General features: G+C 72.4%; 22 protein-coding genes. 5 read left to right on the top strand and 17 right to left on the bottom strand.

The genetic code is table 11. The annotated features are described in order from the left end of the window. Position 1: 1 nt before the first annotated feature. The 12 genes from AB0I49_RS27800 to AB0I49_RS27745 all read right to left on the bottom strand — a co-directional run bounded on the left by AB0I49_RS27800 (position 2) and on the right by AB0I49_RS27745 (position 15,861). On the bottom strand, positions 2 to 2,713 hold the full coding sequence (locus tag AB0I49_RS27800) for a tetratricopeptide repeat protein (protein WP_363229845.1): 2,712 nt from the start codon (positions 2,711 to 2,713) through the stop codon (positions 2 to 4). A 55-nt stretch (positions 2,714 to 2,768) separates the two neighbouring features. Next, the gene (locus AB0I49_RS27795; protein ID WP_363229844.1) at positions 2,769 to 4,076 is read right to left on the bottom strand and encodes a hypothetical protein; all 1,308 of its coding nucleotides are present in this window, start codon (positions 4,074 to 4,076) and stop codon (positions 2,769 to 2,771) included. Positions 4,077 to 4,262: 186 nt separating this feature from the next. Beyond that, the gene (locus tag AB0I49_RS27790; protein ID WP_363229843.1) at positions 4,263 to 5,300 is read right to left on the bottom strand and encodes a glutamate ABC transporter substrate-binding protein; all 1,038 of its coding nucleotides are present in this window, start codon (positions 5,298 to 5,300) and stop codon (positions 4,263 to 4,265) included. A gap of 14 nt (positions 5,301 to 5,314) precedes the next feature. Next, on the bottom strand, positions 5,315 to 6,808 hold the full coding sequence (locus AB0I49_RS27785; RefSeq protein ID WP_363229842.1) for a hypothetical protein: 1,494 nt from the start codon (positions 6,806 to 6,808) through the stop codon (positions 5,315 to 5,317). 342 nt (positions 6,809 to 7,150) lie between these two features. Then, positions 7,151 to 8,173 carry a BadF/BadG/BcrA/BcrD ATPase family protein gene (locus tag AB0I49_RS27780; RefSeq protein ID WP_363229841.1) on the bottom strand — a complete coding sequence of 341 codons (1,023 nt, stop codon included), beginning with the start codon at positions 8,171 to 8,173 and terminating at the stop codon, positions 7,151 to 7,153. Beyond that, a complete protein-coding gene (locus AB0I49_RS27775) occupies positions 8,164 to 9,417 on the bottom strand; it encodes a 6-phospho-beta-glucosidase (RefSeq protein ID WP_363229840.1) in 1,254 nt (417 codons plus the stop codon). The genes AB0I49_RS27780 and AB0I49_RS27775 overlap by 10 nt, the downstream gene beginning before the upstream one ends. Positions 9,418 to 9,423: 6 nt before the next feature. Next, the gene (locus tag AB0I49_RS27770; RefSeq protein ID WP_363229839.1) at positions 9,424 to 10,332 is read right to left on the bottom strand and encodes a carbohydrate ABC transporter permease; all 909 of its coding nucleotides are present in this window, start codon (positions 10,330 to 10,332) and stop codon (positions 9,424 to 9,426) included. A 4-nt stretch (positions 10,333 to 10,336) separates the two neighbouring features. Continuing rightward, complete coding sequence (locus AB0I49_RS27765) at positions 10,337 to 11,335, bottom strand: sugar ABC transporter permease (protein ID WP_363229837.1); 999 nt, start codon at positions 11,333 to 11,335, stop codon at positions 10,337 to 10,339. Positions 11,336 to 11,347: 12 nt separating this feature from the next. Next, complete coding sequence (locus AB0I49_RS27760; RefSeq protein ID WP_363229836.1) at positions 11,348 to 12,697, bottom strand: ABC transporter substrate-binding protein; 1,350 nt, start codon at positions 12,695 to 12,697, stop codon at positions 11,348 to 11,350. Between the two features lie 123 nt (positions 12,698 to 12,820). After that, positions 12,821 to 13,978: an ROK family transcriptional regulator gene (locus AB0I49_RS27755; protein ID WP_363229890.1), complete on the bottom strand. Its 1,158-nt coding sequence runs from the start codon at positions 13,976 to 13,978 to the stop codon at positions 12,821 to 12,823. A gap of 231 nt (positions 13,979 to 14,209) precedes the next feature. Continuing rightward, entirely contained in the window at positions 14,210 to 14,731 is a 522-nt protein-coding gene (locus AB0I49_RS27750; RefSeq protein WP_363229835.1) for a DinB family protein, read from the bottom strand. Between the two features lie 53 nt (positions 14,732 to 14,784). Next, positions 14,785 to 15,861, bottom strand: a complete 1,077-nt coding sequence (locus AB0I49_RS27745) for a mechanosensitive ion channel family protein (protein WP_363229834.1) — start codon at positions 15,859 to 15,861, stop codon at positions 14,785 to 14,787. Between the two features lie 266 nt (positions 15,862 to 16,127). On the opposite strand from AB0I49_RS27745, the gene AB0I49_RS27740 reads away from it, so the two are divergent. The 5 genes from AB0I49_RS27740 to AB0I49_RS27720 all read left to right on the top strand — a co-directional run bounded on the left by AB0I49_RS27740 (position 16,128) and on the right by AB0I49_RS27720 (position 21,326). Beyond that, positions 16,128 to 16,664 carry an HNH endonuclease gene (locus AB0I49_RS27740; protein WP_030889939.1) on the top strand — a complete coding sequence of 179 codons (537 nt, stop codon included), beginning with the start codon at positions 16,128 to 16,130 and terminating at the stop codon, positions 16,662 to 16,664. Positions 16,665 to 17,036: 372 nt separating this feature from the next. Continuing rightward, complete coding sequence (locus tag AB0I49_RS27735) at positions 17,037 to 17,324, top strand: hypothetical protein (RefSeq protein ID WP_363229833.1); 288 nt, start codon at positions 17,037 to 17,039, stop codon at positions 17,322 to 17,324. Next, positions 17,325 to 19,652: a 4-alpha-glucanotransferase gene (gene malQ, locus AB0I49_RS27730; RefSeq protein WP_363229832.1), complete on the top strand. Its 2,328-nt coding sequence runs from the start codon at positions 17,325 to 17,327 to the stop codon at positions 19,650 to 19,652. Positions 19,653 to 19,781: 129 nt separating this feature from the next. After that, a complete protein-coding gene (locus AB0I49_RS27725) occupies positions 19,782 to 20,030 on the top strand; it encodes a hypothetical protein (RefSeq protein WP_363229831.1) in 249 nt (82 codons plus the stop codon). A 321-nt stretch (positions 20,031 to 20,351) separates the two neighbouring features. Continuing rightward, complete coding sequence (locus AB0I49_RS27720) at positions 20,352 to 21,326, top strand: acyl-ACP desaturase (RefSeq protein ID WP_363229830.1); 975 nt, start codon at positions 20,352 to 20,354, stop codon at positions 21,324 to 21,326. A 25-nt stretch (positions 21,327 to 21,351) separates the two neighbouring features. Here AB0I49_RS27720 and AB0I49_RS27715 read toward each other — a convergent pair whose 3' ends face one another. The 5 genes from AB0I49_RS27715 to AB0I49_RS27695 all read right to left on the bottom strand — a co-directional run bounded on the left by AB0I49_RS27715 (position 21,352) and on the right by AB0I49_RS27695 (position 26,433). Further along, on the bottom strand, positions 21,352 to 21,843 hold the full coding sequence (locus AB0I49_RS27715; protein WP_363229829.1) for a hypothetical protein: 492 nt from the start codon (positions 21,841 to 21,843) through the stop codon (positions 21,352 to 21,354). A 187-nt stretch (positions 21,844 to 22,030) separates the two neighbouring features. Next, entirely contained in the window at positions 22,031 to 24,595 is a 2,565-nt protein-coding gene (pepN, locus tag AB0I49_RS27710) for an aminopeptidase N (protein WP_363229828.1), read from the bottom strand. Between the two features lie 123 nt (positions 24,596 to 24,718). Next, the gene (locus AB0I49_RS27705; protein ID WP_363229827.1) at positions 24,719 to 25,747 is read right to left on the bottom strand and encodes an aspartate-semialdehyde dehydrogenase; all 1,029 of its coding nucleotides are present in this window, start codon (positions 25,745 to 25,747) and stop codon (positions 24,719 to 24,721) included. A gap of 177 nt (positions 25,748 to 25,924) precedes the next feature. Beyond that, positions 25,925 to 26,230, bottom strand: coding sequence for a type II toxin-antitoxin system PemK/MazF family toxin (locus tag AB0I49_RS27700; RefSeq protein ID WP_363229826.1), 306 nt, complete (start codon positions 26,228 to 26,230; stop codon positions 25,925 to 25,927). Continuing rightward, positions 26,227 to 26,433: a toxin-antitoxin system HicB family antitoxin gene (locus tag AB0I49_RS27695; RefSeq protein ID WP_363229825.1), complete on the bottom strand. Its 207-nt coding sequence runs from the start codon at positions 26,431 to 26,433 to the stop codon at positions 26,227 to 26,229. The genes AB0I49_RS27700 and AB0I49_RS27695 overlap by 4 nt, the downstream gene beginning before the upstream one ends. Between the last annotated feature and the right edge of the window lie 11 nt (positions 26,434 to 26,444).

The following is a 26,444-nucleotide window of genomic DNA, read 5'->3' as shown; positions in this document are numbered from 1 at the left end:
ATCACACCCATGTCCTTGGGCGGAAGCGGTTGGCCCGTTCCACCAGTTCGATCCTCTCCTCGCCGCGCTGGGCGAGGCGCGCGAGCACTCGGTACGAGCGTTCCAGCCCGAACCGTAGCCCGCGCTCGTCCACACCGCAGCCGAGCAGCGTCGGCGCGCCGCGCTCGGCGGGCGGCGCGCCCGGCCGGCCGGACAGCACCCAGTCCAGCGCGCTGCCCAGCACCTCCGTGGAGAGCTGCTCCCGGCGGACCGCGTCGAGCCCGAACTCCCGCAGCCGTTCGACCTGCTCCGCCGCGGCCGTCAGGTCCTCCAGCAGCGGGTCCCGCGCCGCGCGCTGCCGCAGCCGGGCCCGTACGGCCGCGACGCGCGCCGCCGTGTAGTGGATCGACGACTCCGGTACGGACTCCAGCGCGCGCACCGCGCCCGTCCGGTCCCCGGCGGCGAGCCGGACGCGGGCGAGGCCGAACGCGGCGCTGACGTAGCTCGGGTCGGTCGCCCACACCAGGTGGTAGTACTCGGCGGCGTTGTCGAACTGGCCCAGCACCTCCGCGCAGACCCCGAGCGCCAGCTTCGGCGCGGGCTCGCCCGGGAACGCGTCGTAGACGGCGTCGAAGGAGAGCGCCGCCGTCCCGTCGTCGCCGACGGCCAGCGCGTGCAGCCCGCGGTACCAGATGATCCGCCAGTCGTCCGGATGGCCCGCCTCCAGGTCGGCCAGCGCCTCGGACGCCTCCCGCACCTCGCCGAGCTCCAGATGGGCCCGTACGCGCCGCAGCCGCAGCTCCGGGGAGTCGCCGGGGGCGCCCTGGAGCGCCGCGTACAGCTCGCCGGGCTGGGAGGCGAGCAGCCCGGCGAGGAGCCCGGCGTTGGGGTCGCCCGGCGCGACGTGCGGCACGGGCAGCGCGAGCGCCGTGGCGCGCGCGTCGATCCGTGCGACGGCCGGCGCCCCCGCAGCCGCCGGATCCGTCATCGACGGGTCCGCAGCCGAAGGGGCCGGCGCCGACGGGGCCGTCGCCTCCGGGATCGTCACCGACGTGGCGTGCGAGGCGGCCGGGGCGCCCGGATGCGCCCCGGCGGGCGGCAGCTGGGCCGGCAGCGGCGGCGGCGCGGCCACCGCCACCGCCTTGCGTCCCCCACGGGCGCCCGGCCGGGAGCCCAGCACGGAGACGTCGCCGCCCTGCTCGGCGAACAACCGCGTGTCCACGACCCGCAGTTCCGGCCCGAACAGCGAGGACAGCGCGGGCCGCGGCTGCCCCGTCTGGAGGGCCACGACCTCGCGCAGCACCCCCGTCAGCTGGTCCGCCATCTCCTCGGCCGAGGCGAAGCGCCGCCCCGGATCGGGGTCGGTGGCCCGTACGAGCAGCCGGTAGAAGGACTCGTACCGGGAGAACACCTCGATGTGCTCGGGGTCGGGCAGGACGTCCAGGAAGACGCTGGTGTAGCCCTGGAAGTCGAAGGTGAGCACGGCCAGCGTGCGCGCGACCGTGTACAGGTCGGAGGCGACGGACGGGCCGGTCTCCGCGACCTCCGGCGCCTGGTAGCCGACCGTGCCGTAGATCGCGCTGTCCTGGTCGTCCATCCGCCGGACCGCGCCCATGTCGATGAGCTTGAGCTGGTCCTCCTGCTGAATGGCGTTGTCGACCTTGAAGTCGCAGTACAGGAGGTTGCGGCTGTGCAGGTGGCCGAGCGCCTCCAGCGCCTCGATGCCGTACGCGCACGCCTGCCCGACCGGCAGCGGGTCGCGCCGGCCGTCCGCCGCGCGCCGCTCGTTGGCGATCTCCTTGAGCGACTTGCCGCCCACGTACTCCATGACGATGTAGCCGTCCAGGGAGCCGGTGCGCTGGTCGAGGTGTTCCACGAAGTTGTAGATGCGGACGATGTTGGAGTGCTCGATCTCCGCGAGGAAGCGCCGCTCGGAGAGGGCCACGGCCAGCGCGTCCTCGTCGCCGGTGTCGAGCAGGCCCTTGAGCACCACCCAGCGGTCGGAGACGGCGCGGTCTATCGCCAGATAGATCCAGCCGAGGCCGCCGTGCGCCAGGCACCCCGCCACCTCGTACTGGCCGTGCACGATGTCGCCCGGCCGCAGCTTCGGTACGAAGGAGTACGGATGCCCGCATTTGGTGCAGAACCCCTCCGTGCGGCCCGGCCGCGCGCCGCGTGAACGGCCCACCGGCGCGCCGCAGTCGCTCTTGCTACAGAACCGCTTGCGCTCCGGCACCTCCGGGTTCTCCAGCACCGCGGCGTGCGGATCGGGGCGGGGCACCGCCGGCATGGTCACCAGGCCCGCGCCCAGCTTGTTGCGGCCGGACGCGGAGGCGGCCGACTGCGAGCTGCGCACCGACACCGAGCGGGCGGTCGCCTGCCCCGGCAGGGTGCGCGAGAGCCGCCCGGAGACCGAGCGGCGCGATGTCGAGGACCTCGACGTCCCGGAGGAGCGGGATGACTGGGAAGATTGGGAGGACTGGGAAGAGGAGGTCTGGGAGCCCGCGCCGTTCCGGGACGGCGATCCGCTGCCGGGCCCCCAGGAGCCGCCGGGCCCGCCGGAACCGCTGCCCGGCCCGCTGCTCGACCTGCCGCTCGCGACGCCGGTCGCCGGGGAGTTCACCATGCCGTCGGGCGAGACGACCGGCGCGAGCCCGCAGGTGTCGCAGTACAGCTCGCCGCCGCCGACGTCCTCGTACGACCCCTCGCAGCCCGGCCGCTGACAGGCGTTCATATCCGCACTCCGCCCCGCTCGCCCGCCGTCGCGCCCATCCGCGCGCCGCGTCCCTTCACGACGGCTCCCCCCTGTGGTCGGCCCTGTGGTCGGCGTGGTCCGGCTGCTGCGGGACCAGCACTTCCGCCGTGGCCCGCTGGTAGCGGAGCACGGCCTGTTCCGCTGCCAGCAGATCACACGGCGCGCTCCAGAGCATCCGGCGGGCCGCGTCATAGCGCTCCACGAGCAGCGGGTCCTCCGCCATGCCGTGCCGCGCGGCCTTCGCCTTGTACGCGTCGAGCCGGCCGCGCAGCTCGGCCCGTACGGCCAGCGGCGCGGTGACCGCCGTCAGCGACTCGCGGGCGCGCAGCAACTCGTCCTCGGCGCGCCGCTCCAGCGAGTCCAGCAGCGGCGAGAGCCGGTGCCACTGGGCGCGCCGGCGGTAGTCGGCCGCCGCCGCGAGCTGCTCGTGCAGCGCGGTGGGCGGCCCGGTCACGGCGGGCACCACGGACGCGGCGATCTTCGCGAGGACCTCGCCGCGCGCCTGCCGCGCCTCGGTCAGGGTGCGGTCCGCGCGGGAGAGCACGTCGCGCAGGCGCATCAGCCGCTGCTCCGAGTCCTGCCGCACCGCCAGCACGGCCTCGATCTCGCGCCGTACGTCCTCCAGGGCGCGGGCCGCCCGGTTGTACCGCTCGGTGTCGGGGCGGCCGCCGCCGGGCGCGGAGCTCGGGGACGCGCCGGACCAGAAGGAGAGCGGATCGGAGATCACCTCGGCGCGGAGCGCGGTCAGTTCGCCCGTGATGCGCTCCAGGTCGTCGCCGGCCGGGTGCTCGCCGGGGCGCACGCCCACGGAGTGGGCCAGCGAACGGGTGCGGCCCAGCTCGGCGGCGAGCAGGTCTATCCGGGCGGGCAGGGCGGACCACACGGCGTCGGCGGTGACGACGACGTCGAGGGCGCGGGCGTACCAGCCGTTCATCCGGGCGACGAGCTCCTGGAGGCTCAGCCGCTCGCTGAGCAGCGCCGGGCCGGTCGGGGCGCCGGTGTCCGGCAGCGTGACGCACGGGCCGCGCAGCAGCTCGGTGAGGTCGGCCAGCTCGCTCTGGGTGGGCCAGCGCCGCCGGGCGCGCAGCTCGCGGGCCCGGGTCAGGGCCGCCGTGTACGCGTCGAAGCAGGTCCACAGGACGGAGATGAGCGGCTCGGTGGCCTCCCACCGGCTCCTGGTCGCGCCGGTCAGCTCCGCGCCCTCGAGCAGTCTGCGGCCGGCGTGGTCCTGGAGCGCCAGCAGTGAGGTTTCGACGGCCTCGTGTTCGGCGCCGAGCCTGGCCAGCGCGCGGTCCGCCTCCTCACGGCTCAGGGCCGGCCCGGTAGGTCCCGAGACCGCCATCGATCACCTCTCCTGTCCGCGGCGGACGCCGCGCTTCGCCGGTTCATTCCCGTTGGTCCGCTGTGTCGGCTGTGGCAGTTGCTGCTTCCGTGTCCGTTCCTGCTGTGCCCGATCCGCGCCGTGTCCAGTCCTCGTACCTGTGGAGACCGTTCTCGCGGCCGCGGAGTTCAGTCCCCGCGACCGCGGTCAGTCCTTGTAGAGGGGCTTGGGGGGCGCCGGGTTCTTGATCCCGGTGAGATCCTCCGCGAGCCACTTCCGGTAGGCCCGCATCCACCGGCTGTCCTCGCCCCCGCGTTCGTAGTCCTCCAGCACCTTGTTGACCCGGCGGACCAGGTCCGTGTCGCCGAGGTTCATCGCCACCCCGTACGGCTCCGTGGTGAACGGCTTGCCGACCAGCTTCACCGACGGGTCCTGCGCCGCCTGCCCCGCCGCCAGCGCGTTGTCCGTGACCACCGCGTCCACCTGGCCCAACTGGAGCCGCACCAGGCAGTCCAGCTGGTTGGGGACGGTACGGACCTCCGCGCCGTGCGCCTCGTTCTTGAGCTCCGACTCGCCCGTGGACCCCTTGGCCGTGCACACCCTCCGGCCCTTCAGCGTGTCGTCGAAGGCGGTGATCGCCGATCCGTTGGGCACCAGCACCTGCTGGCCGGCCTCGAAGTAGGCGGTGGAGAAGGCGACCTGCTTGATGCGCTCGCAGTTGATCGTCATGGTGCGGGCGACGAGGTCCACCTTCTTGTCGCGCAGCACGTCGATCCGCTTGTTGGTGGGGATGGCGAGCCAGGTGACCTTCTCCGGGTCGCCGAGTATGTCCTTGGCGATGGCCCGTACGAGCTCGATGTCGAAGCCGCTGAGGCGGCCGGTCGCCGGGTCGCGGTATCCCCAGCGGTAGCTGTTCTGGTCCACGCCGGCGATCAGCCGGCCGCGCTCCTTGATCCGCCGCACGGCGGGTCCCGCGTCCCCGGACGGGGAGAGGCTCGCCTCGGGGCGCTCGCACGTCGGCGGCGCCTCGGCGGCGGCCCCGGCCGTCCGCGCGTGAGTCGTACGGGCCCGGTCCCGCTGCCCGCCCGCGTCGCCTCCCGAGGCGCCGGCCAGGACCGTGGCCACGAGCGCGACGGCCGCCGCGAGCGCGCCCGCGACCGGCACGGCCGCGCGACGGGCGCGACCGGCGCCGCCCGTTCCCGATGTCCTGGGGCCGCCGCCCGGCCCCGACCCGTCCGCGCGCATTCCCACGCCCCCTGTCACCGGTACTCCGAGAGCCTGCGGCCGATGCCCAGCACCGTGCCGGCCGCGCCGAGCACGGCCAGCACGACGGCGCCGGCCGCCATCCACTCCAGCGCCCCGCGCCCGTCCCCGGCCGCGCGGTCGAACTCGTCCTGTTCGTGCCGCACGGCGGCCGCCAGCTCGCCGTCCACCCGGTCGAAGGACTCGCCCGTGCTGTCCTTCGCGCCGATCACCTTGGGCAGCGCGTGTTCGTAGTCCCCGCTGTCGTCCGTCGCGCGGGCGTCCGCGTGCCGCCGCTGCCACTCCCGTACGCCGTCGAGGGCGCGGGCCACCGGGGCGCGGCCCTTCGGGTCGTCGGCCAGCTTCCCGGCGCGGTCCAGCAGGCTGTCCCCGGCCGCCGCGCCGTCGGCGCCGGAGCCGACGAGTCTGCGCATGCCCGCCTTGTAGCTGACCTCGTACGCGTCGTCGCCGTCCGGGGTGAGCACCGCGCCGCGGGCCACCAGGGTCAGGTTCTCGTCGCCGCGGGCCTGGAGCGCGCCGATCCGGGCCTCGTTGAGCACATGGAGGGACTGCGCGCCGTGCGTGGAGGATTCGTTGAGCTCCGCGCGGGCCAGGGAATGGCCGACCACCAGCCACAGCAGCACCACCGTGGACGCGCCGGTCGCGGCCAGCAGCCCCCGGTTGAACACCCGGTTCGTACGCCGGTAGTTGCGGCGCTGCGCCCAGCCCAGCGCGCCCAGGGTCAGCAGGCCGACACCGGTCGCCGCCCACGGCCAGGACTTGGCGTCCCCGTAGTCGGAGCCCAGCCGCGCCGTCTCCGTCTCGTACAGCTTGGAGGCGGCGGGCAGCAGCTCGCCGCGCATCGTCTCGCTCGCGTACCGCAGATAGGCGCCGCCGAGCGGCAGGCCCTGCCGGTTGTTGGCCCGCGCGGACTCGATATATCCCGTATAGAAGGGGAGTTGGTGGTTCAGCTTCGCTATCTGGTCGCGGGCGGCCCGCGAGCCGGAGGTGTGCGCCCCGGCCTTCACCAGCAGGTCGGAGGCGCGGCCGATGTCGCGCTCGTACCGGAGGCGGACCGCGCGCGGCTCCTGGCCGCCCGCGAGGAACCCGCCGGCCGCCGTGGCGTCGGCGTCCGCCAGCGAGCGGTAGATGTCCGCGGCGTTCGCGCTGAGCGGCTGGCTGCGGTCCCGCACGGAGTCCGCGGCGGTCGCCCGCTCGGTGACCTGCCAGGCCGTCACCGCCCCGAACGCCAGGACGAGCACGGCCAGCACGGCGCCGATGACGCGCAGCCGCCCCGGCTCGGTGGTCGCCCCCGTCCGCAGCCGGTCGAGCCCCTCGCGCCACGCCGGGCGGCGGGGCGCCGCCTCCGCAGAGGCGGGGACGGCCTGGGCGAGCGGGCCCGTACGGGGGCCGGGGAACCCGGCGGGCCCGGTGCGCCCGGCCGTCGGCGCGGACGCGCGCGCGGGTCCGGGCGGCCGCGGCGCGGCGCTCCCGGTCGGCGGGTTTGACACAAGACCTCCCCCTCGGTGACTGACGGCCGGCGCCGCCCCGCCCGGCGGGACGGGCGACGGAGTACCCGGCCAGTCAGTATGGCCGCAGCCACTGACAACCACACGGGTATTGGCTGGATCTTGTTCCTGACGCGGCCCCCGGACCGGCGCCGCGACCGCCCCTTCCCCTCGTTTCCACGCCGGACGGGCGTGTTCGGTTCCCGTGCGAACGGTGGGGCGGCAGCGGCCGTCCGTGTCACGAGAGCGCCGGGCCCCGCCTCCCCCACGGAGACGGGGCCCGGACAACCAGTGGGGCCGCCGGGCGCGTTACCCCCTCCGCGTCCGCCGCACCCGGTTCGTCCGCTACGCGTAGTGTTCGCGCAGCCGGGCGTAGGCGTCGGCCGGGGCGCCCGCGTGGTCCAGGCCGAGCAGGGCCGCGCCCAGCACCGGCGGGGCCGTGACGACCGTCGGCACGGCCTTCGGCGCCTTGTCGGCCAGCAGCTCCACCACCCGGTCGTGCAGCAGCGGGTGGCGGGCCGCGAGTATCCCGCCGCCCAGGACGACGGGCGCGTCCGCGTCGAGCAGGTCCAGGCGGGTCAGCGCGACCGTGGCCAGCGCGACCACCTCGTCCGCCTGCCGGGCGACGATCGCGCGCGCGACCGGGTCGCCCGCGGCGGCCACCGCGAACAGCACGGGGTTCATCTCGTGCCGCCGCGCCTGCGTGATCGGACCGAGGTGGATCGCCTCGATCAGCTCCAGCATCGTCGTCAGGCCGTAGTGGGCGGGCAGGGCCCGCGCCAGCTCGGTGTCCTCGCCGCGCCCGTCCTCCGCGCGCGCCGCCCACCACAGGGCCTCGTCCGCGAGGTGCCCGCCGCCGCCCCAGTCACCGGATATCCGGCCGATGGCGGGGAACCGCGCGCTGCGGCCGCCGGGCGCCAGCCCCGCGCAGTTGATGCCCGCGCCGCAGACGACCGCGACGCCGGTCGGCTCGGCCTCGTCCGGCAGACCGGCCCGCAGCAGGGCGAAGGTGTCGTTGGCGACGGTGACGGTTCGGGCCCAGCCGTACGAGACGATCTCCGCCTCCAGCTGCGCCTCCTCCACCGGCAGATCCGCGTTGGCCAGGCAGGCGGACACGTGCTCCACGAGGAGCGGCCCGCCCTTTCCGGCCCGCGCCTGCTGGGCGGCGTGCGCGACGAGCGGTGCCAGGCCCGCGACCGCGCGCTCGGGGCCCACCGTCGGCGGCTGGAAGCCGCCGCCGCGGGCGTTGCCGAGCACGCTGCCGTCGGCCCCGATGAGCGCGACGTCGGTCTTGCTGTTGCCCGCGTCGATGGCGAGCGTTGCCCCGGGCCGCAGGGCCTGAGGTGACTGGGCGTCGGTCAGGCCCACGTGAGGTGCTCCCGGTTGTGCGCGATGAGGTCGTCCGTCAGCTTCTGCGCGTACTCGATCTGGCCGACGAGCGGGTGCGCGAGCAGCGCCTCGAAGACCCGGTCGCCGCCGCCCTTGAGGGCGGCCTCCAGCGCCAGGTGCTCGTACGCCGTGACGTTCGCGATCAGTCCCGAGTACAGCGGCTCCAGGGCCGGCACCGGCAGCGGGTGCGTGCCGCGGGCGTCGACGGTCGCCGGGACCTCGATGACCGCGTCGTCGGGGAGGAACGGCAGGGTGCCGTTGTTCAGGGTGTTCACGACCTGCACGTCGCCCGTGTCGCGCAGCAGCGAGGAGGTCAGCGCGACGGCCGCCTCCGAGTAGAACGCGCCGCCGCGCTTGCCCAGCAGCTCCGGCTTCTCGTCCAGCGTCGGGTCGCCGTACATCTGAAGCAGCTGCTTCTCCATCTCGGCCACCTCGGCGGCGCGCGACGGCTTGGTCTTCAGCTCCCGTACGACCTCGTCGTGCTGGTAGAAGTAGCGCAGGTAGTACGAGGGGACGACGCCGAGGCGGTCCACCAGGGAGCGCGGCATGTGCAGGTCCGCCGCGATGGCCTCACCGTGCTCGGCGAGCAGCTTCGGCAGCACGTCCTCGCCGCCGACGCGCACGCCCCGCTCCCACGTGAGGTGGTTGAGGCCCACGTGGTCGAGGGCGACCTCCTCCGGCGTGACGTCGAGCAGCTTGGCGAACTTCCGCTGGAAACCGATGGCGACGTTGCACAGGCCGACGGCCTTGTGGCCGGCCGTCAGCAGCGCGCGGGTGACGATGCCGACGGGGTTGGTGAAGTCGATGATCCACGCGTTCGGGTTGCGGCGGCGCACCCGCTCGGCGATGTCGAGGACCACCGGGACCGTGCGCAGCGCCTTGGCGAGGCCGCCCGCGCCGGTGGTCTCCTGGCCGACGCAGCCGCACTCCAGCGGCCAGGTCTCGTCCTGGTTGCGGGCCGCCTGGCCGCCCACGCGCAGCTGGAGCAGGACGGCGTCCGCGCCGTCGATCCCGGCGTCGACGTCATCGGTCCAGGAGATCCGGCCGGGGTGGCCCTGCTTGGCGAAGATGCGCCGCGCCAGCCCGCCCACCAGCTCCAGCCGGTCGGCGGCCGGGTCGATGAGGACGAGCTCCTCCAGCGGCAGCACGTCGCGTAGCCGCGCGAATCCGTCGATGAGTTCGGGGGTGTAGGTCGAGCCTCCGCCGACCACTGCGAGCTTCACGAGAAATCAGCCCTTTACTCCGGTGAGAGTGACGCCTTCGACGAAGGCCTTTTGTGCGAAGAAGAAAACAATGATGACAGGGGCCATGACGAGGATCGTCGCGGCCATGGTCATGTTCCAGTTGACGCTGTGCGCGCTCTTGAACGATTCGAGCCCGTAACTCAGCGTCCACGCGCCCGGGTTCTGGGCCGCGTAGATCTGCGGGCCGAAGTAGTCGTTCCAGCAGTAGAAGAACTGGAAGAGCGCGACGGCCGCGATGCCGGGCTTCGCCATCGGGACCACGATCCGCAGCAGGGTGCGCATTTCGCCGCAGCCGTCGACCTTCGCCGACTCGATGTATTCCTTGGGGATCGTCAGCAGGAACTGGCGCAGCAGGAATATGGAGTACGCGTCGCCGAACGCCATCGGGATGATGAGCGGCCACAGCGAGCCGGACAGGTGCAGCTGCTGGGCCCACACCAGGTACATCGGGATCACGATGACCTGCGGCGGCAGCATCATCGTGGAGATCACCAGCATCATCGCGGCCCGGCGGCCCCGGAAGCGGAACTTCGCGAGCGCGTACGCCACGGGGATCGACGAGCACACGGTGAAGAGCGTGCCCAGCCCCGCGTACATCAGCGAATTCTTCCACCAGTCCAGGAAACCGGGGGTGTTGATGACGTCGGCGTAATTGGACCAGTTCCATTCGTGCGGCCACAGGTCGCCGCTCATCGCCTGGCCGTCGCTCATCACGGACGTCAGGAAGACGAAGACGAAGGGCAGCACGAAGAACAGCGCGGCGGCGATGGCGACCGAGTGCACCGCGATCCAGTGCAGGGCCCGCTTGCGGCGGATCGCGGCCGGCTGGCGCACGGGAGCCTGGCGCGAGGGGGCCGGCGCGGGCTGCGGGGCGGTCAGGGTGGTCGTGGTCATGGGATCAGTCCTCCGCCGTCAGCAGGCCGGCGCGCTTGCGCATCAGCAGCGAGGTCACGGCCATGGCGATGACGAAGAGTACGAGCGAGAGCACGCACGCCGCGCCGGTGTTGAAGTTCTGGAAGCCGAGCTGGTAGACGAGCTGCGGCACGGTGAGGGTCGAGTGGTCGGGGTAGCCGGGCTGGATGACCGTACCGGGGCCGATGGTCACGCCGGAGGCGAGCTTCCCGGCGACCAGCGCCTGCGTGTAGTACTGCATGGTCTGCACGACGCCCGTGACCACCGCGAACATCACGATCGGCGTGATCGACGGCCAGGTCACGTAGCGGAACTTGGAGAACGCGCCCGCGCCGTCCAGCTCCGCCGCCTCGTACTGCTCCTTCGGCACGTCCAGCAGCGCGGCCATGAAGATGACCATCAGGTCGCCGATGCCCCACAGGGAGAGCATCACCAGCGAGGGCTTGGCCCAGGCCGCGTCGTTGAACCAGTTCGGGGCGTCGATGCCGATCGCCGAGAGGGCCTCGTTGACCGGGCCCGTACCGGGGTTCAGCAGGAAGACGAAGGCGACGGTCGCGGCGACCGGCGGCGCGAGATAGGGAATGTAGAAGGCGGTCCGGAAGAAGCCGACACCGGATTTGATCTTCGTGATGAGCAGCCCGATGCCGAGGCCGAAGACGACGCGCAGCGCGACCATCACGACGACCAGCCACAGCGTGTTCCACAGTGCCGGGCCGAACAGCGGCATCTGGGTCAGCACGTACTTCCAGTTGCGCAGACCCACGAAATCCGGGTTCTGGATCTGGTTGTAGTGCATGAACGAGAAATAGACGGTGGCGAGGAGCGGATAGCCGAAGAAGACGGTGAAACCGACCAGCCACGGGGAGAGGAACCCGAGGGTGCGCAGTCGCTCGCGGGTGTGTTTGCGGCGCAGTTCGGGCGCCTTGGCCGGCCGGGCCGGCTTCTTGAGCGCGGGCGACTGGGTGACAGCTGGGGATATGGCCATGGCGGTACTCCGTCAGTTCTCAGACTGGACGTTGTCGGCGTCGATCTGCTTGTCGAGGTCGCGCAGGCCCTTGTCCAGGTCTGAGACCTTTCCGGCCTCCACGTTGTAGGAGAAGTCCTGGAGCGTGGTGACGTACTGCCCGCCGTTGTTGGAGGGCGGCACGGTCTGGCTGTTCGGGTTCTGCGCGATGTCCAGGAACGTACGGAAGGCGGGATCCGCGTCCAGCTTCGGCGACTTCAGCGCCGCGAAGGTGGACGGCACATTGTGAATGGCGTTCGCGAAGGCGACGACCTGATCGGTGTCGGCCGTCAGGAACTTCACCAGCTCCCATGCCGCGTTCTGGTGCTTGCTGCTGTGCGAGATGCCCGCCACGGTGCCGGTCAGATAGCCGCGCCCGTATTTGTCGGCCTGATCGTCCGGTACGGGCATGGGGGCGGTGCCCCAATCGAACTTGGCCTTGTCCTCCTTGAGCTTCAGCCCGCGCCACTCGCCGTCCATGATCATGGCCAATTTTCCGGTCACGAAGGCGTTCTGCGAGGACATCTCATCACCGAAGCCCGTCCGGTACTTTTCCAGCGCGTCGTATCCGCCGAGCGCCTTGATCATGTCTCGCTGGGTGGTGAAGAACTGCTTCGAGACGGGGTCCTTGGACAGCGCGGCCTTGCCGTCCTTGTCGAAGTAGGTGGGGGCCCACTGGGCGAAGGGCCGGTCCGGGCTGTTCTGGTAGAGCCGGAAGTCGGGCATATAGCCGAGCTGCTTGTACGAGCCGCCCTTGGCCCGCTCCGTCAGCTTCACCGCGTCCTCTTTCAACTCGGACATGGTGCGCGGCGGCCGGGTGATGCCGGCCTTCTCGAAGGCGTCCTTGTTGTAGTAGAGCCCGAAGGAATCGGCGAGCAGCGGCAGCGCGCACTGCTTTCCCTGGTACTGCGTGTAGTCCAGCAGGGTGCTGGGGAAGACCTTCGACTTCTCCATGCCGGACTTCTTCATGAACGGGTCCAGATCCACCCACATGCCCGACGAGCAGTACTGCCCCACATTGTTGGTGGTGAACGACGACACGACGTCCGGGGAGTCGTCGCCCCCTGCCCGCAGCGCCTGGTTGATGGTCTCGTCGGTGACGTTGCCCGTCGATTTCACCGTGATATTGGGGTGCAGCTTCTCGAACCGCTTGATCGACGCGTTGATCGCGGCGACCTCGTTCTTGTCCGACCAGCCGTGCCAGAACCGCAGCGTGACGGGCTTGGTCGGGTCGTCCGTGTCACTTCCGGTACTCGGGTTGGCGCAGCCCGCGAGGAGCAGGCCGGCGGTGGCGAGGACCGAGCCGAGGACGGCCGGCGCGCGGCGACTTCGCGTACGCGGCATGGCGGAACTTCCTTTGTGGCGGGGGCTGGTGGCGGGGCTTATAAGGGGGATGGGAAGGGAGTGGCGGAACTGCTCGCGCGGCGGCGGGCCGTCGCTGCCACGGGGGCCCGGTGGGGTCAGGGGTCAGGCCGTGTCGAAAACCGTGTTGCGCGCCTCGGCGAGCGCGGTCTGCAGCGCGCCGATGAGAATGGGGGAGCCGTCCACGGCGCTCATCCGCAACTGCGGTTCGGGCAGGGCGATTCCGGTCAGCTCGGCCGCCACCAGCTCGCGCAGTCGCTCGCCGCAGGTCTGCGGCAGCGCCCCGGCCAGGACCACCAGCTCCGGGTCGACGACGGCCACCACGGCGGCGATGCCCACCGCGATGCGCCGCGCCAGCTCCGTGAGGACCTCGTCGCCCGCGCCGGGCGTGGTGAGCGCCGCCTCCAGGGCGTCGGCGGCGGTCTCGGCCTCGATGCCGTGCTCGCGGGCGAGGGCGAGCACGGCGGGCGAGCCGACGAGGCTCTGGAACCCGCCGCCGGCGTCCGGCCGCGCGGCCGTTACGGGGCCGCCGCGCGCCAACGGGGCGCCGGGCAGCGGCATATAGCCGATCTCGCCGGCCCCGCCGGTCGCTCCGCGCAGCAGGGTGCCGCCGAGCACGATGGCGGCGCCGACGCCCTCGTCGGCCCAGATGAGCACGTAGTCGTCGAAGTCCTGGGCCGCGCCGTCGTGCTGCTCGGCGATGGCCGCGAGGTTCACGTCGTTCTCGATGACGATGGGCGTGCCGATCACCTTGGCCAGCTCGTCGCGGAGGGTCCGCGAGTGCCAGCCCGGCAGGTGCGGCGCGTACCGCAGGGTCCCGGTCTGCGGGTCGAGCGCGCCGGGCGTCCCGATGACGGTCCGGTGCAGCGCGTCGAGCCCGAGCCCGGCGTCCGCCAGCGCGCGCCCCACGACCTCGGCCACCAGCTCGGCGGTCTGCTCCCGCTGCGGCTCCGGGGTGTCCCGCGCCTCGGCGCGGTGCTCGCCGACGACATGCCCGGTGATGTCGGCGACGACCGCCGTGATCCCCTCGGGGTCCACGGCGAGCGCGGCGACGTGCGCCACCGTCGGATTGACCTCGTACAGCTGCGCGTTCGGCCCCGGCCGCCCCGTCACGTTCCCGGTGGTCCGCACCAGCTGGGCCGCTTCGAGCCGGCTGAGCAGCTGCGACGCCGTGGGCTTGGACAGCCCGGTCAGCTCGCCGAGCCGGGTGCGGGTCAACGGGCCGTGGGCGATGAGCAGATCGAGCGCGGCGCGGTCGTTCATGGCGCGCAGTACGCGCGGGGTACCGGGAGTCCCGGCCATGGTGGTGCACCCGCCCTTCGACATCGCCTTCGACTGTCTGTTAGGAAACTTTCCTATCGGTGAACAGGACGTTAAAGCCGACGTCAGTGGGGCGTCAATGGTCCGAACGCGCTGCTTGTCAAAGTGTTATCAACGCAGAACCGGCCCCCGGGCGGAATGCGCCCGGGGGCCGGTGACGGATGCCGTACGCGCCTACACCCCCGTGACCCCGTCGATGCGCTCCCGGATCAGGTCCGCGTGCCCGTTGTGGCGCGCGTACTCCTCGATCATGTGCACCAGAATCCACCGCAGCGAGATCGTCGATTCCCCGAGGATCTTGGCGAACTGCTCGGTGAGCTCCCCGGAGTCGTCCAACGAGCCCTCGGCGGCTGCCTCGCGGGCCCGCTGGACCTCCGCCCGCCAGTCGGCCAGCGCCTCGTCGATGCCGCGCTCCGGGACGAGCGTGAACCCGTCGCCCGTCGCCTCGTCGTACGGCACGTCCCGCCCGGCCAGCACCTCCTGGAACCACCGCCGCTCGACCACGGTCATGTGCTGCACCAGCCCGAGCAACGTCATGGCCGACGGCTCCACAGCCGCCAGCCGCACCTGACGGTCGTCCAGCCCCGCGCACTTCAGCGCCAGCGTCTCGCGCTGGAACTCCAGCCAGCTCTCCAGCATGGCGCGTTCACCGGCGTGCGCGGGCGGCATGGACCGCCCCATGTGTGTAGTCGACATGCGCGTAACCTTCGCACGCCCGTACGGCCGCTCGACAGCCCCGCGGAGGGGTCTCACTTGCCCAGCGTCGGCGGCGCCGGGGGCTGTTGCGGTATCGGGGTGGTCGCGAGGGACTGGGGTGAGGTCGGGTTGCCGAGGGCGGAGGGGGCGGCGACCGTGGCGGAGGGGTCGGGGGCGGGGTCCTCGTCGGCGGGGGCGGCGGGGGTGCCGATGCGGATGCCCTCGGCGTCCAGGGCCTGCTTGATGCGCCAGCGCAGCTCGCGCTCGACGCCCGCCGCCTTGCCCGGCATCGTCTTGGCCTGGACGCGGACGACGACCGAGTCGAGGGTGACCGAGTCCAGCCCCATCACCTCGACCGGCTCCCACAGCGACTCGTCCCACGGCGCTTCCTTCGCCATGTCCTCGCCCGCCGCCGCGATGACCGTACGGGCCCGGTCGAGGTCTTCGTCGTAGCGGAGGGTGACATCGACCTCCGCGGTGGACCAGCCCTGGCTGAGGTTGCCGATGCGCTTGACCTCGCCGTTGCGCACGTACCAGATGGCGCCGTTCGGGCCGCGCAGCTTGGTGACGCGCAGGCCGACCTCGATGACCGTGCCGGTGGCGACGCCCGCGTCGATCTCGTCGCCGACGCCGTACTGGTCCTCAAGGATCATGAAAACACCGGACAGGAAGTCCGTGACCAGGTTGCGGGCGCCGAAACCGATGGCCACGCCCGCCACGCCCGCGCTGGCCAGCAGCGGGGCCAGGTTGATCTGGAGCACGGAGAGCACCGTCAGCGCCGCCGTCCCCATGATCACGAAGGACGCGACGCTGCGCAGCACCGAACCTATGGCCTCGGAGCGCTGCCGCCGCCGCTCGGCGTTGACGAGCAGGCCGCCCAGCGCCGTGCCGTCCACGGCCTGCGCCGTGCGGTTCATGCGCGCTATCAGCTTGGTGATGCCGCGCCGGATCAGCGACCGGAGCACCACCGCGATCACGATGATCAGGATGATGCGCAGGCCGTTGCCGAGCCAGGTGGACCAGTTCTCCTCCACCCAGCCGGCGGCGTTGTTCGCCGTCTGCGTCGCCTCGTCGAGGGAGGTGACGCGGTGCGGGGTGGTGTCGGCGGCCAGGACAGCGGACCAGGACACAGCAGGGACCCTTCGTGTCGGACATGCCCGCCGGAGCACGGCGCGGACAGCCAACCAGAGTAACGGGAGGGCAACGGTGCCCCGTTGCTGTGTTCGATTGATCACGGGTCTTGACCGGGGCGTGAGCGGGGGATGAAAGAGGTGTGCTGCAAAACACCTGTGGCCCGTTACCTGGTGATGGTGGCGCTCCGACCAGGGAGCGGGGGACACTTGGTGGAGATCGTCCCGGCGCGAGCCACGCGCCGCCGGCGTACAAGGAGGCACCCGTGCCGCATGTCCTGGTCCTCAACGCGTCGTACGAGCCGCTCGGCGTCGTACCGCTCCGACGCGCGCTCGTGCTCGTCCTCAATGAGAAGGCCATCTGCCTTGAGGACTCCGGCGCCTTTATGCACAGTGCGACCCATGTCATACCCGCCCCGAGCGTCGTGCGGCTGAAGCGCTTCGTCCGGGTCCCCTTTCGCGGCCCCGTCCCGCTCACCCGCCGCGCCCTGTTCGCCCGCGACGGCGGGAGATGCGCCTACTGCGGTGGCGTCGCAACCAGCGTCGACCACGTCATTCCGCGCAGCCGCGGCGGCCCCCACGCCTGGGAGAACGTGGTCGCCGCCTGCCGCCGCTGCAACCACGTCAAGGCCGACCGGCACGTCGCCGAGCTCGGCTGGCGGCTGCGCCACCAGCCCGCGCCGCCATCCGGGCTGGCCTGGCGCATCATCGGGACCGGGCATAGGGACCCGCGCTGGCTGCCTTACTTGCAGGCATACGGCGCGGAGGACGCCATGGCCCGGATCGACGGCATTTCCGCCTGAGACCGGGCCTTCGTCGTACCGCGGCGGGAGCACGGGAAGAGCGCGGCAGGGATACGGCCGTACGGGTGCCCGTACGGCCGTACGGGTTTGGTCCCCCGTGCCGCGACGCGTTCGGCATGCCTCTGGGCCCCCTCCCGGACGCCGCCCCGGAGGCGTTCAGAGGCCCGTAGCCGTCCCTGGCGCCGCCGCAAAAAAGCCGCCGAGATGTCCACTTGGTCCGCATTCTCTTCTTCCCGTGCGGCATACGGCCGTGAAATCGCCTGCCGGGAACGTAATGTGACCTGGAGCACGTTCCCCATTTCGACACGTCTGCCCGCGCCGCCAGTGGGTAGGGCAAATGTGTCCCACTGCCATCACCTCCAGGAGGCCCGTGTGGCCGCGTCAGCTCAACTCCTGCTCTCCGCGATCTCCAGCACCTCCGATATCCCGGGGTTCTCCAAACCCGACCTGCCCCCGCGGGAGCCCGACCTGTTCGACGGCGTCTCGGGCCCCGACTCCGGCCTCGACGGCTCCGGCGCGTTCGTCGAGCCGCCGCTGACCTGCGAGCCGCCGCTCGCCGACGCCACCCCGCTCACCAGCGAGTCCCCCAACACCGCCGAGCCGCCGCTCACCAGCGAGCCGACCACCGCCGGTCTCGGCATGGAGTACGTGGAGGTCTGAGTGGCCAGAGCGCGGCTCGCCGAGCTGCACGGCGTCGCCACGTCCTACGAAACCTCGCCGGGCCGCAGCGTCCGGGTGTCCGAGGACACCATCGTCGAGGTGCTCGCCGCGCTCGGAGTCGACGCCTCCACGCCCCGGTCCGTACGGGCCGCCCTGGACGACCACGCGCTCACGGAGCGCAGCCGGCTGCTGCCCGCCACGGTGGTGCTGCGGGCCCCCGTCGCGTCCACTGCCCCCACCCCCCGGCGCACGCCGCCGCTGCCCGTCCTGCCCGAGGGCACCGTGCTGAGCGTCGAGACGGAGAGCGGCGAACGCCTCCCCTGGGACGGCGCCGCGTTCTTCCCCGGCCAGGGCGGTGGAGACGCGGGAGAGCCCACCGCCGACGCGGGCGGGCTGCCGCTCGGCAGCCATGTGCTGCGGGCGCACGCCCCCGACGGCCGGTCCGCCCGCGCCACGCTCCTCGTCGTGCCCGACCGGATGCCCGAGCCCGCCGGCCGCAGCCACGGCTTCATGGTGCAGCTGTACTCCCTGCTCTCCGCGCGCTCCTGGGGCATGGGCGACCTCGGCGACCTCGCCGAGCTGGCGTCCTGGTCCGGGCGGTCCTTCGGCTGCGGCTTCGTGCAGGTCAACCCGTTGCACGCGGCCGTGCCCGGCGCGCCCACCGACCCCTCGCCGTACCGCCCCTCCTCGCGCCGCTTCCCGGACCCGGTGTACCTGCGCGTCGAGCAGGTCCCGGAGTACGCCCACCTCGCCGGGCAGGCCCGCGAGGACGCCGCGGCGCTGCTCGCGCGCGCCGCGGTGCTGCGCTCCGCCGTGCTCGACGGCAGCGGGCTGATCGACCGGGACGCGGTATGGGCGCTCAAGCGGGAGGCCCTGGAGCTCGTACGGGCCGTGCCGCTCCCGCCCGGCCGCCGCGCCGCGTACTGCGACTTCCTCGCCGAGCAGGGCCGGGCCCTGGACGACCACGCCACGTGGTGCGCGCTGGCCGAGGTGTACGGCCCCGACTGGCACGCGTGGCCGGAGGGGCTCAGGGACCCCCGCTCGACCCGCACCGCCCGCGCCCGCGGCGAACTGCTCGACCGCGTCGACTTCTACTGCCGGCTGGCCTGGCTCACGGACCAGCAGCTCGCCGCCGCACAGCGCTCCGCGCGCGACGCCGGGATGCCGGTGGGGCTCGTACACGACCTGGCGGTCGGCGTCCATCCGGGCGGCGCGGACGCCTGGGCGCAGCAGGACGCGTTCGCCTCCGGCATGTCGGTCGGCGCGCCCCCGGACGCCTTCAACCCGCGCGGCCAGGACTGGGGGCTCCCGCCGTGGCGCCCGGACGCCCTGGCCGCCGCCGGCTACGCGCCCTACCGGGGGCTGCTGCGCGGCATGCTGCGGCACGCGGGCGCGCTGCGCGTCGACCATGTGATGGGCCTCTTCAGGCTCTGGTGGATCCCGGCGGGCCGCGCGCCGACCGAGGGCGCGTACGTGCGCTACGACGCGGAGGCGATGCTCGGCGTCCTCGCCCTGGAGGCGCACCGCGCGGGCGCGGTCGTCATAGGCGAGGACCTGGGCACGGTGGAGCCGGGCGTGCGCCGGGCCCTGGCGGAGCGGGGGGCGCTGGGCACGTCGGTGCTGTGGTTCGAGCGTGATTACGGGGCCGGGGCGGAGTCCGGGACTGGGGCGGAGCTTGGGGATGGGGATGGGGCTGGGGTCGAGTCCGTGTCCGGGGCCGAGTCCGCGCCTGGGGCCGGGGGCGAATCCGTGCCCGTGTCCGAGGGAGAGCCGGTGGCGGAGGCGGTCCCCGTGGCCCCCGGCCGCCCCCGGCCGCTGCTCCCCGAGGCGTGGCGCGCCGGCTGCCTCGCCACCGTCACCACGCACGACCTGCCGAGCACGGCGGCCCGCCTCACCGGCGAGCACGTGGAACTCCGGCACCGGCTCGGGCTGTTGACCCGGCCGCTCGCGCAGGAGCGCGGCCAGGACGCGATCGAGGTCGCGGAGTGGATGGCGCTGCTCGGCCAGTTGGGGCTGCTGCCGGAGGGGCCGGGCAACGAGGAGGCGGCGATCAAGGCCGTACACCGCTTCCTGCTGCGCACGCCGGCGCGGATGGTCGGGGTGTGGCTCCCGGACGCCGTGGGCGACCGGCGGCCGCAGAACCTGCCGGGGACGTGGCGGCAGTACCCCAACTGGCGGCTGCCGATCGCCGACGCGCGCGGCCGGCCGGTCTCCTTCGAGGAACTGGCGGCATCACCGCGCCTGCACGCGCTCATGAGCGAGCTGCGGGGGGCTCCGCGGCACAGGGAGCGGCAGGGGCGGGAGGGGCGGGAGGGGCGTCAGGGGTGAGAAGGACGCGGGCGGGGGCGCGGAGCGGAGGCGTGAGCCCCCGCGGCCATTACCGGCCATACGCCACCTCGGCCATCCATAAGCCACCCCGAGCGCGCGGGGTGTTCGCACGTCCGATACGTTGACTCCGTGAGCAACAAGGTCAACAAGAACGCCCTGCGCGCCGGCACGATCACCGCCGGCGTGACACTGGTGCTGCTGATGTCGTCCCCCGCCTTCGCGCTCGTCCGCGACGACGGCGACGACCCGGGTCCGGGCCTCAGCGTCATTCAGACGCTCGGCCTCTATGTCGCCGCGCCGATCGTCCTCTTCCTGGTCATCGCCGGCCTGGTCATGGTGGGCTCCAAGAAGTCGGACTGGCACTACAGCAAGAAGTGACGCCGACGGCCACACGGCCGTCCCGCGCCTTCGTCGTGGCCTTATGCATGCCGCGCATCCCTCCTCAGGGGTGCGCGGTTTTTCTTTGCGCCCTGTGAGCTCCGTGAGTCCCCGTGTACCTTGTGCGCCCTGTGCGTCTACGGAACCGGTCCGCGGCGGCCCGTAGTTGGCCGATTTCCCGGCCCCGCTCCGGAATGGCCCCCTCCGAATCAGCGGAGGGGGCCCTTGCTGTTTATGGCCGGCTTAACCTACGGTGGCGTAACCTACGGAACCGTAAGTATCGATCATACGATCGTTCCCAGACGTCCCCTGGAGCCCGCTGTGACCATCGCCCCCTCCCGCCACCACGGCCAGGCCGCGTGGAGTGACAGCCAGCTGCTGTACGCGCTGGAAGAAGTCGTCGAGACCGAGCTCAACCGCCATCTCGGCGTCGCGAAGGACTGGATGCCGCACGAGTACGTGCCGTGGAGCGACGCCCGTGACTTCGACGGGATCATGGGCGGCGAGGCGTGGGCCGTCGAGCAGTCGAAGGTCACCGCCATCGGCCGTACCGCGCTCGTCGTCAACCTCCTCACCGAGGACAACCTCCCCAGCTACCACCACGAGATCGCGACGCTCTTCGGGCGCGACGGCGCGTGGGGCACCTGGGTGCACCGCTGGACGGCCGAGGAGGGCCGGCACGGCATCGTCATGCGCGACTACCTGCTCGCCTCGCGCGCCGTCGACCCGGTCGCGCTCGAGAACTTCCGCATGCAGCACATGTCGGAGGGGTTCGAGTCCGACAACCGCCACAGCATGCTGCACTCGGTCGCCTACGTCGCCTTCCAGGAACTGGCCACCCGCATCTCGCACCGCAACACCGGACACCACTCCGGCGACCCGGTCTGCGACCGCATGCTGGCCCGCATCGCCACCGACGAGAACCTGCACATGGTCTTCTACCGCAATCTCCTCGGAAAGGCGTTCGAACTGGCCCCCGACCAGACCATGAGCGCCGTACGGGACGTGGTCGTCGGCTTCCGCATGCCCGGCCACGGCATCCCCGGCTTCGAGCGGGCCGCCGCCCAGATGGCCATCGGCGGCATCTACAACCTCCGCATCCACCACGACGACGTGCTCCAGCCCGTCCTGCGCTTCCTCAAGGTCCTCGACATCGGCGGCCTCGGCCCGGAGGGGCTCAAGGCGCAGGAGGAGCTGGGCCTGTACATGGGCGGCCTCGACGACCAGGCCGTCAAGTTCGACGAACGGCGCGCCGCCCTGCTGGCCCGCCGCCAGGCGCGCGCCGAGAGCGCCTGAGAAAGCCGAGCGGGAGCCGGCCGGGTCAGCAGCCGGGGCCCGGCGGCGGGGCGGCGGTCAGGGCGAGCGCGGCGGCCCGCAGCCCGGCCGCCCACGCCTGTTCGCCGAGCCCCAGCGTGTACTCGATACAGCACTCGCACGGCGGGATCAGCGCCAGGAACGCCCGTTCCTCCGCGGTCTCCGGCTCCGTCTCGCACCAGTCGTCCCGGGCCAGGTCGGCGGGGCCGATGCCGCCGCCGACGAGCTGCTCCGCCCGGCGGCGCAGGGCGTGGCGCAGCGCCACATCGGGGCCGGGCAGCCCGATTCCGCACTCTGCGAGCGCCTGCTCGAAGGCGTCGTGGATATCGCGGGCGTCGGCGTTGCGGGACCAGCCCGCGAGGTCGCACAGCGCCGGCGAGTCCAGCCCGGCCGCGAGCGCCTCGGCGGCGGCCATCGGCAGGTCCTCCGGCCGCACCTCGTCCGCCTGGTACCGGCAGGCCACCTCCCCCAGAGCCGCACGGCCGTTCGCTGTTCCCATGTCCTTCATGACTTCTGCGGGGCCGCCGTTGTTCCCGGTTCCCCGCTGATCACTGCCCGGGTACGAGGCTCATCACGGGCTCCCGCGGCCGTGCACAACGGAATCCTCGGCCACACACGCGGAAGGGCCCCGCCGCGCGTTTCCGCGCCGCGGGGGCCCCTGTCCGTACGGCCGTCAGCCGGGTGCGTCAGCGCCCGGCGTCCGCCGCCTGCGCCTTCAGCGAGCGCTCGACGCTCGCGCGCGACTCGGTGACCAGGCGGCGCAGCGCCGCGCTCGGCTCGGCCGAGGCGAGCCAGGCGTCCGTGGCGTCCAGGGTGGCCTGGGAGACCTGGAAGCCCGGGTAGAGGCCGACCGCGATCTGCTGCGCCATCTCGTGGCTGCGGGTGTCCCAGGCGCCCTTCACCGCGGCGAAGTACTTCTCCGCGTACGGGGCCAGCAGCTCGCGCTGGTCGGGCTGGAGGAAGCCGCCGATGACGGCCTCCTGTACGGAGTTGGGCAGCTTGTCGGACTCGACGACCGACGCCCACGCCTCGGCCTTGGCCTCGGCGGTGGGCCGGGCGGCGCGCGCCGTGGCGGCGTGCAGTTCGCCCGCGGAGGTGCGGTCGCGCTCCAGCTCGGCCGCGATGGCCTGCTCGTCGGCGCGGCCGGTGGCGGCGAGGCGCGACAGCAGGGCCCAGCGCAGCTCCGCGTCGACGGTCAGCCCCTCGATGGTCTCGGTCCCGTCCAGCACCCCGGCGAGCAGGTCGAGCTGCGCGTCCGTACGGGCCGTCACGGCGAACGCCCGCGCCCACGCCAGCTGGTGGTCGCTGCCGGGGGCCGCGGCCCGCAGCTGCTCCAGCGCGGCGTCGGTCCACTTGGCGAGGCCCTCCGCGCGCCAGTCGGGGGCGGCGAAGAGGTCGAGCGCGAGCTTGACCTGGCGGTGCAGCGACTGCACCACGCCGATGTCCGTCTCCTTGGCGATGTTGGACAGCACCAGGTCGAGGTAGTCGCGGGTGGCCAGCTCGCCGTCGCGCGTCATGTCCCAGGCCGAGGCCCAGGACAGGGCGCGCGGCAGGGACTCGGTGAAGTCGCCCAGGTGCCGGGTGACGGCCGCGAGGGACTCGGTGTCCAGGCGCACCTTCGCGTACGAGAGGTCATCGTCGTTGAGCAGCACGACGGCGGGGCGCTTCTTGCCGACGAGGGCCTCCACCGCGGTCAGCTCGCCGTCCACGTCCAGCTCGACCCGGTCCGTACGGACGAGCTTGCCGTCCTGGAGGTCGTAGCAGCCGATGGCGATCCGGTGCGGGCGGAGCGTCGAGACGCCCTTGGCGCCGGCCGGCAGCGCCGGGGCCTCCTGCTTGACGGCGAAGGAGGTGATGGTGCCGGCGATGTCGACGTCGATCACCGGGCGCAGGATGTTGATGCCGGCGGTCTCCAGCCACGCCTTCGACCAGGTCTTCAGGTCGCGCCCGGAGGTCTCCTCCAGCGCGCCCAGCAGGTCGGCGAGGCGGGTGTTGCCGAACGCGTGCCGCTTGAAGTACGCCTGCACGCCGCGGAAGAACTCGTCCATGCCGACGTAGGCGACGAGCTGCTTGAGCACGGACGCGCCCTTGGCGTACGTGATGCCGTCGAAGTTGACCAGGACGTCGTCCAGGTCGCGGATCTCCGCCATGATCGGGTGCGTGGAGGGCAGCTGGTCCTGCCGGTACGCCCAGGTCTTCTCGGAGTTGGCGAAGGTCGTCCACGAGTGCGGCCAGCGGCTGCCCGGCGCGTACGCCTGGCAGGCGACGGAGGTGTACGTGGCGAACGACTCGTTCAGCCACAGGTCGTTCCACCACTCCATGGTCACCAGGTCGCCGAACCACATGTGGGCCAGCTCGTGGAGGATGGTCTCGGCGCGCCGCTCGTACGCCGCGTCGGTGGTCCGGGAGCGGAAGACGTACTGGTCGCGGATGGTCACCGCGCCCGCGTTCTCCATCGCGCCCGCGTTGAACTCCGGCACGAAGAGCTGGTCGTACTTGGCGAAGGGGTAGGCGTAGTCGAACTTCTCCTGGAACCAGTCGAAGCCCTGCCGCGTCACCTCGAAGATCGCGTCCGCGTCGAGGTGCTCGGCGAGCGAGGGGCGGCAGTAGATGCCGAGCGGCACGCTGCGGCCGTTCCCCTCCCAGCTGCTGTGCACCGAGTGGTACGGGCCGACGATCAGCGCCGTGATGTACGAGGAGATGCGCGGCGTCGGCTCGAAGCTCCAGACGTTGCCGGCGGGCTCGGGCGTGGGGGAGTTCGAGATCACGGTCCAGCCCTCGGGGGCCGTCACGGTGAACTGGAACGTCGCCTTCAGGTCGGGCTGCTCGAACGAGGCGAACACCCGGCGCGCGTCCGGCACCTCGAACTGCGTGTAGAGGTACGCCTGCTGGTCCACGGGGTCCACGAAGCGGTGCAGGCCCTCGCCGGTGTTCGTGTACGCGCAGTCCGCGACGACCTTCAGCTCGTTGCGCCCCGCCAGCAGGCCCGGCAGCGCGATCCGCGAGTCAGCGAAGACCTCGGCGGCGTCCAGCGCGGTCCCGTTGAGCACGACCTCGCGCACGGACGGGGCCACCAGGTCGATGAACGACTCGGCGCCGGCCTCGGCGGCGTCGAAGCGCACGACGGTCTGCGACCGGTAGGTGCCGCCCTCCTGCGCGCCGGAGAGATCCAGGTCGATCTCGTACGAGTCGACGGTGAGCAGGCGCGCCCGCCGCTGCGCCTCTTCGCGGGTCAGGTTCGTACCAGGCACCGGGGCATCTCCTTGTGTCGCGACTATTCCGGCCATCCTTCCACGTCGGGCAAGCGAATAAAGGGCGGGGCGGAGGCCCGTGCGAGCCGTCCGCCCCGCTGGTGCGCCCGTGCGCCGGGGGGCTCAGCCGCGCAGCTCCGCGGCGACCAGTTCCGCGATCTGGACGGCGTTGAGGGCCGCGCCCTTGCGCAGGTTGTCGTTGGAGAGGAACAGGGCCAGGCTGTTCGGGGCGGTCTCGTCGACGCGGATGCGGCCCACGTAGCTGGCGTCGCGGCCGGCGGCCTCCAGCGGGGTGGGGATCTCGGACAGCTCGACGCCGGGGGCCTCGCCCAGCAGCTCGTACGCGCGCCCGACGGTGAGCGGGCGCTCGAAGCGGGCGTTGACCTGGATCGAGTGGCCGGTGAAGACGGGGACGCGCACGCAGGTGCCGGAGACCTTGAGGCCGGGGATCTCCAGGATCTTGCGGGACTCGTTGCGGAGCTTCTGCTCCTCGTCGGTCTCGAAGCTGCCGTCGTCGACGATGGCGCCGGCCAGCGGCAGCACGTTGAAGGCGATGGGGCGCTTGTAGACGCCCGGCTCGGGGAATTCGACGGCCGAGCCGTCGTGGGTCAGCGCGGTGGCGTCGTCGGCGGCCTTGCGGACCTGCCCGTCCAGCTCCTCGACCCCGGCGAGCCCGGACCCGGACACGGCCTGGTAGGTGGTGGCGACCAGCGCGGTCAGCCCCGCCTCGGCGTGCAGCGGGCGCAGCACGGGCATGGCGGCCATCGTGGTGCAGTTCGGGTTGGCGATGATGCCCTTGGGACGGTCGGCCACGGCGTGCGGGTTGACCTCGGAGACGACGAGCGGCACCTCGGGGTCGAGCCGCCAGGCCGACGAGTTGTCGATCACGACGGGGCCCTGGGCGGCGACCTTCTCCGCGAGCGCGCGGGAGGTGGCGCCGCCGGCCGAGAACAGCACGATGTCCAGGCCGGAGTAGTCCGCGGTGGCGGCGTCCTCGACGGCGATCTCGGTCCCGCCCCACGGCAGCATCCGGCCGGCGGACCGGGCGGAGGCGAAGAGACGCAGTTCCTCGACGGGGAAGTCGCGCTCGGCGAGCACCTTGCGCATGACCCCGCCGACCTGGCCGGTGGCTCCGACGATTCCGATCCTCACGCTGACTCCTTCGCACGATCTGCTGCGGTCTGGCTGTGACCTGGACGACTCTGGCCTGGACAAGCCGCTCCATCATGCGTCGGGGTGCAGCCGCTTTGTCCAATCTGCTGAAGGGGGAGGGGGATCGGGGTGACGTGGATCACGGTGGGCCGGACGCGCCGCCCTGCGAGATCGCTCTCAGAGGTCCAGCACGGAACGGACCGCGCGTTCGACGCGCTCCATCGTCTCCGAGGGGATCCGGCCGAGCGGTTTCGCGTTCTCGAAGCGGTGGGCCGCGTACTGGGTGAGGTTCACCGGTACGGCCACTGCCCGTACCGGGTCGGTGATGGGCACGGACAGCAGCGTGTCGGGGTAGGCGCCGGAGGGGTGGAGGAGCAGGCATACGGCCGCGCGGTAGCTGTCGTTGGCCTCGTCGATGGAGAGCACCAGGACGGTGCGGGTGGCGTCGGCGAGCGGGAGTTCCCAGACGGTTCCGCGCTTCACCGGATGTCACCGGCGGGGTCCGGGCCGCCGTCGTCGACGAGGAGGACGCCGCCCAGGGCGGCTTGGGCCTCGGCGGCCTCCTTGACCATCTGCCGCCGCAGCGTGCGCACCATGTACGCGTTCAGCGAGAGGCCGGTGTCGGCAGCGGCCTTGCGGACGTCGGCGTCGAGGTCATCCGGTATGCGCACGGTGAATACACTCATGCCACCAATTT

Source organism: Streptomyces sp. NPDC050617 (genome assembly GCF_040654795.1).
GTDB lineage: Bacteria > Actinomycetota > Actinomycetes > Streptomycetales > Streptomycetaceae > Streptomyces.
Note: the sequence above shows the minus strand (reverse complement) of the source record. Positions and strands in the feature narration are given on the sequence as shown.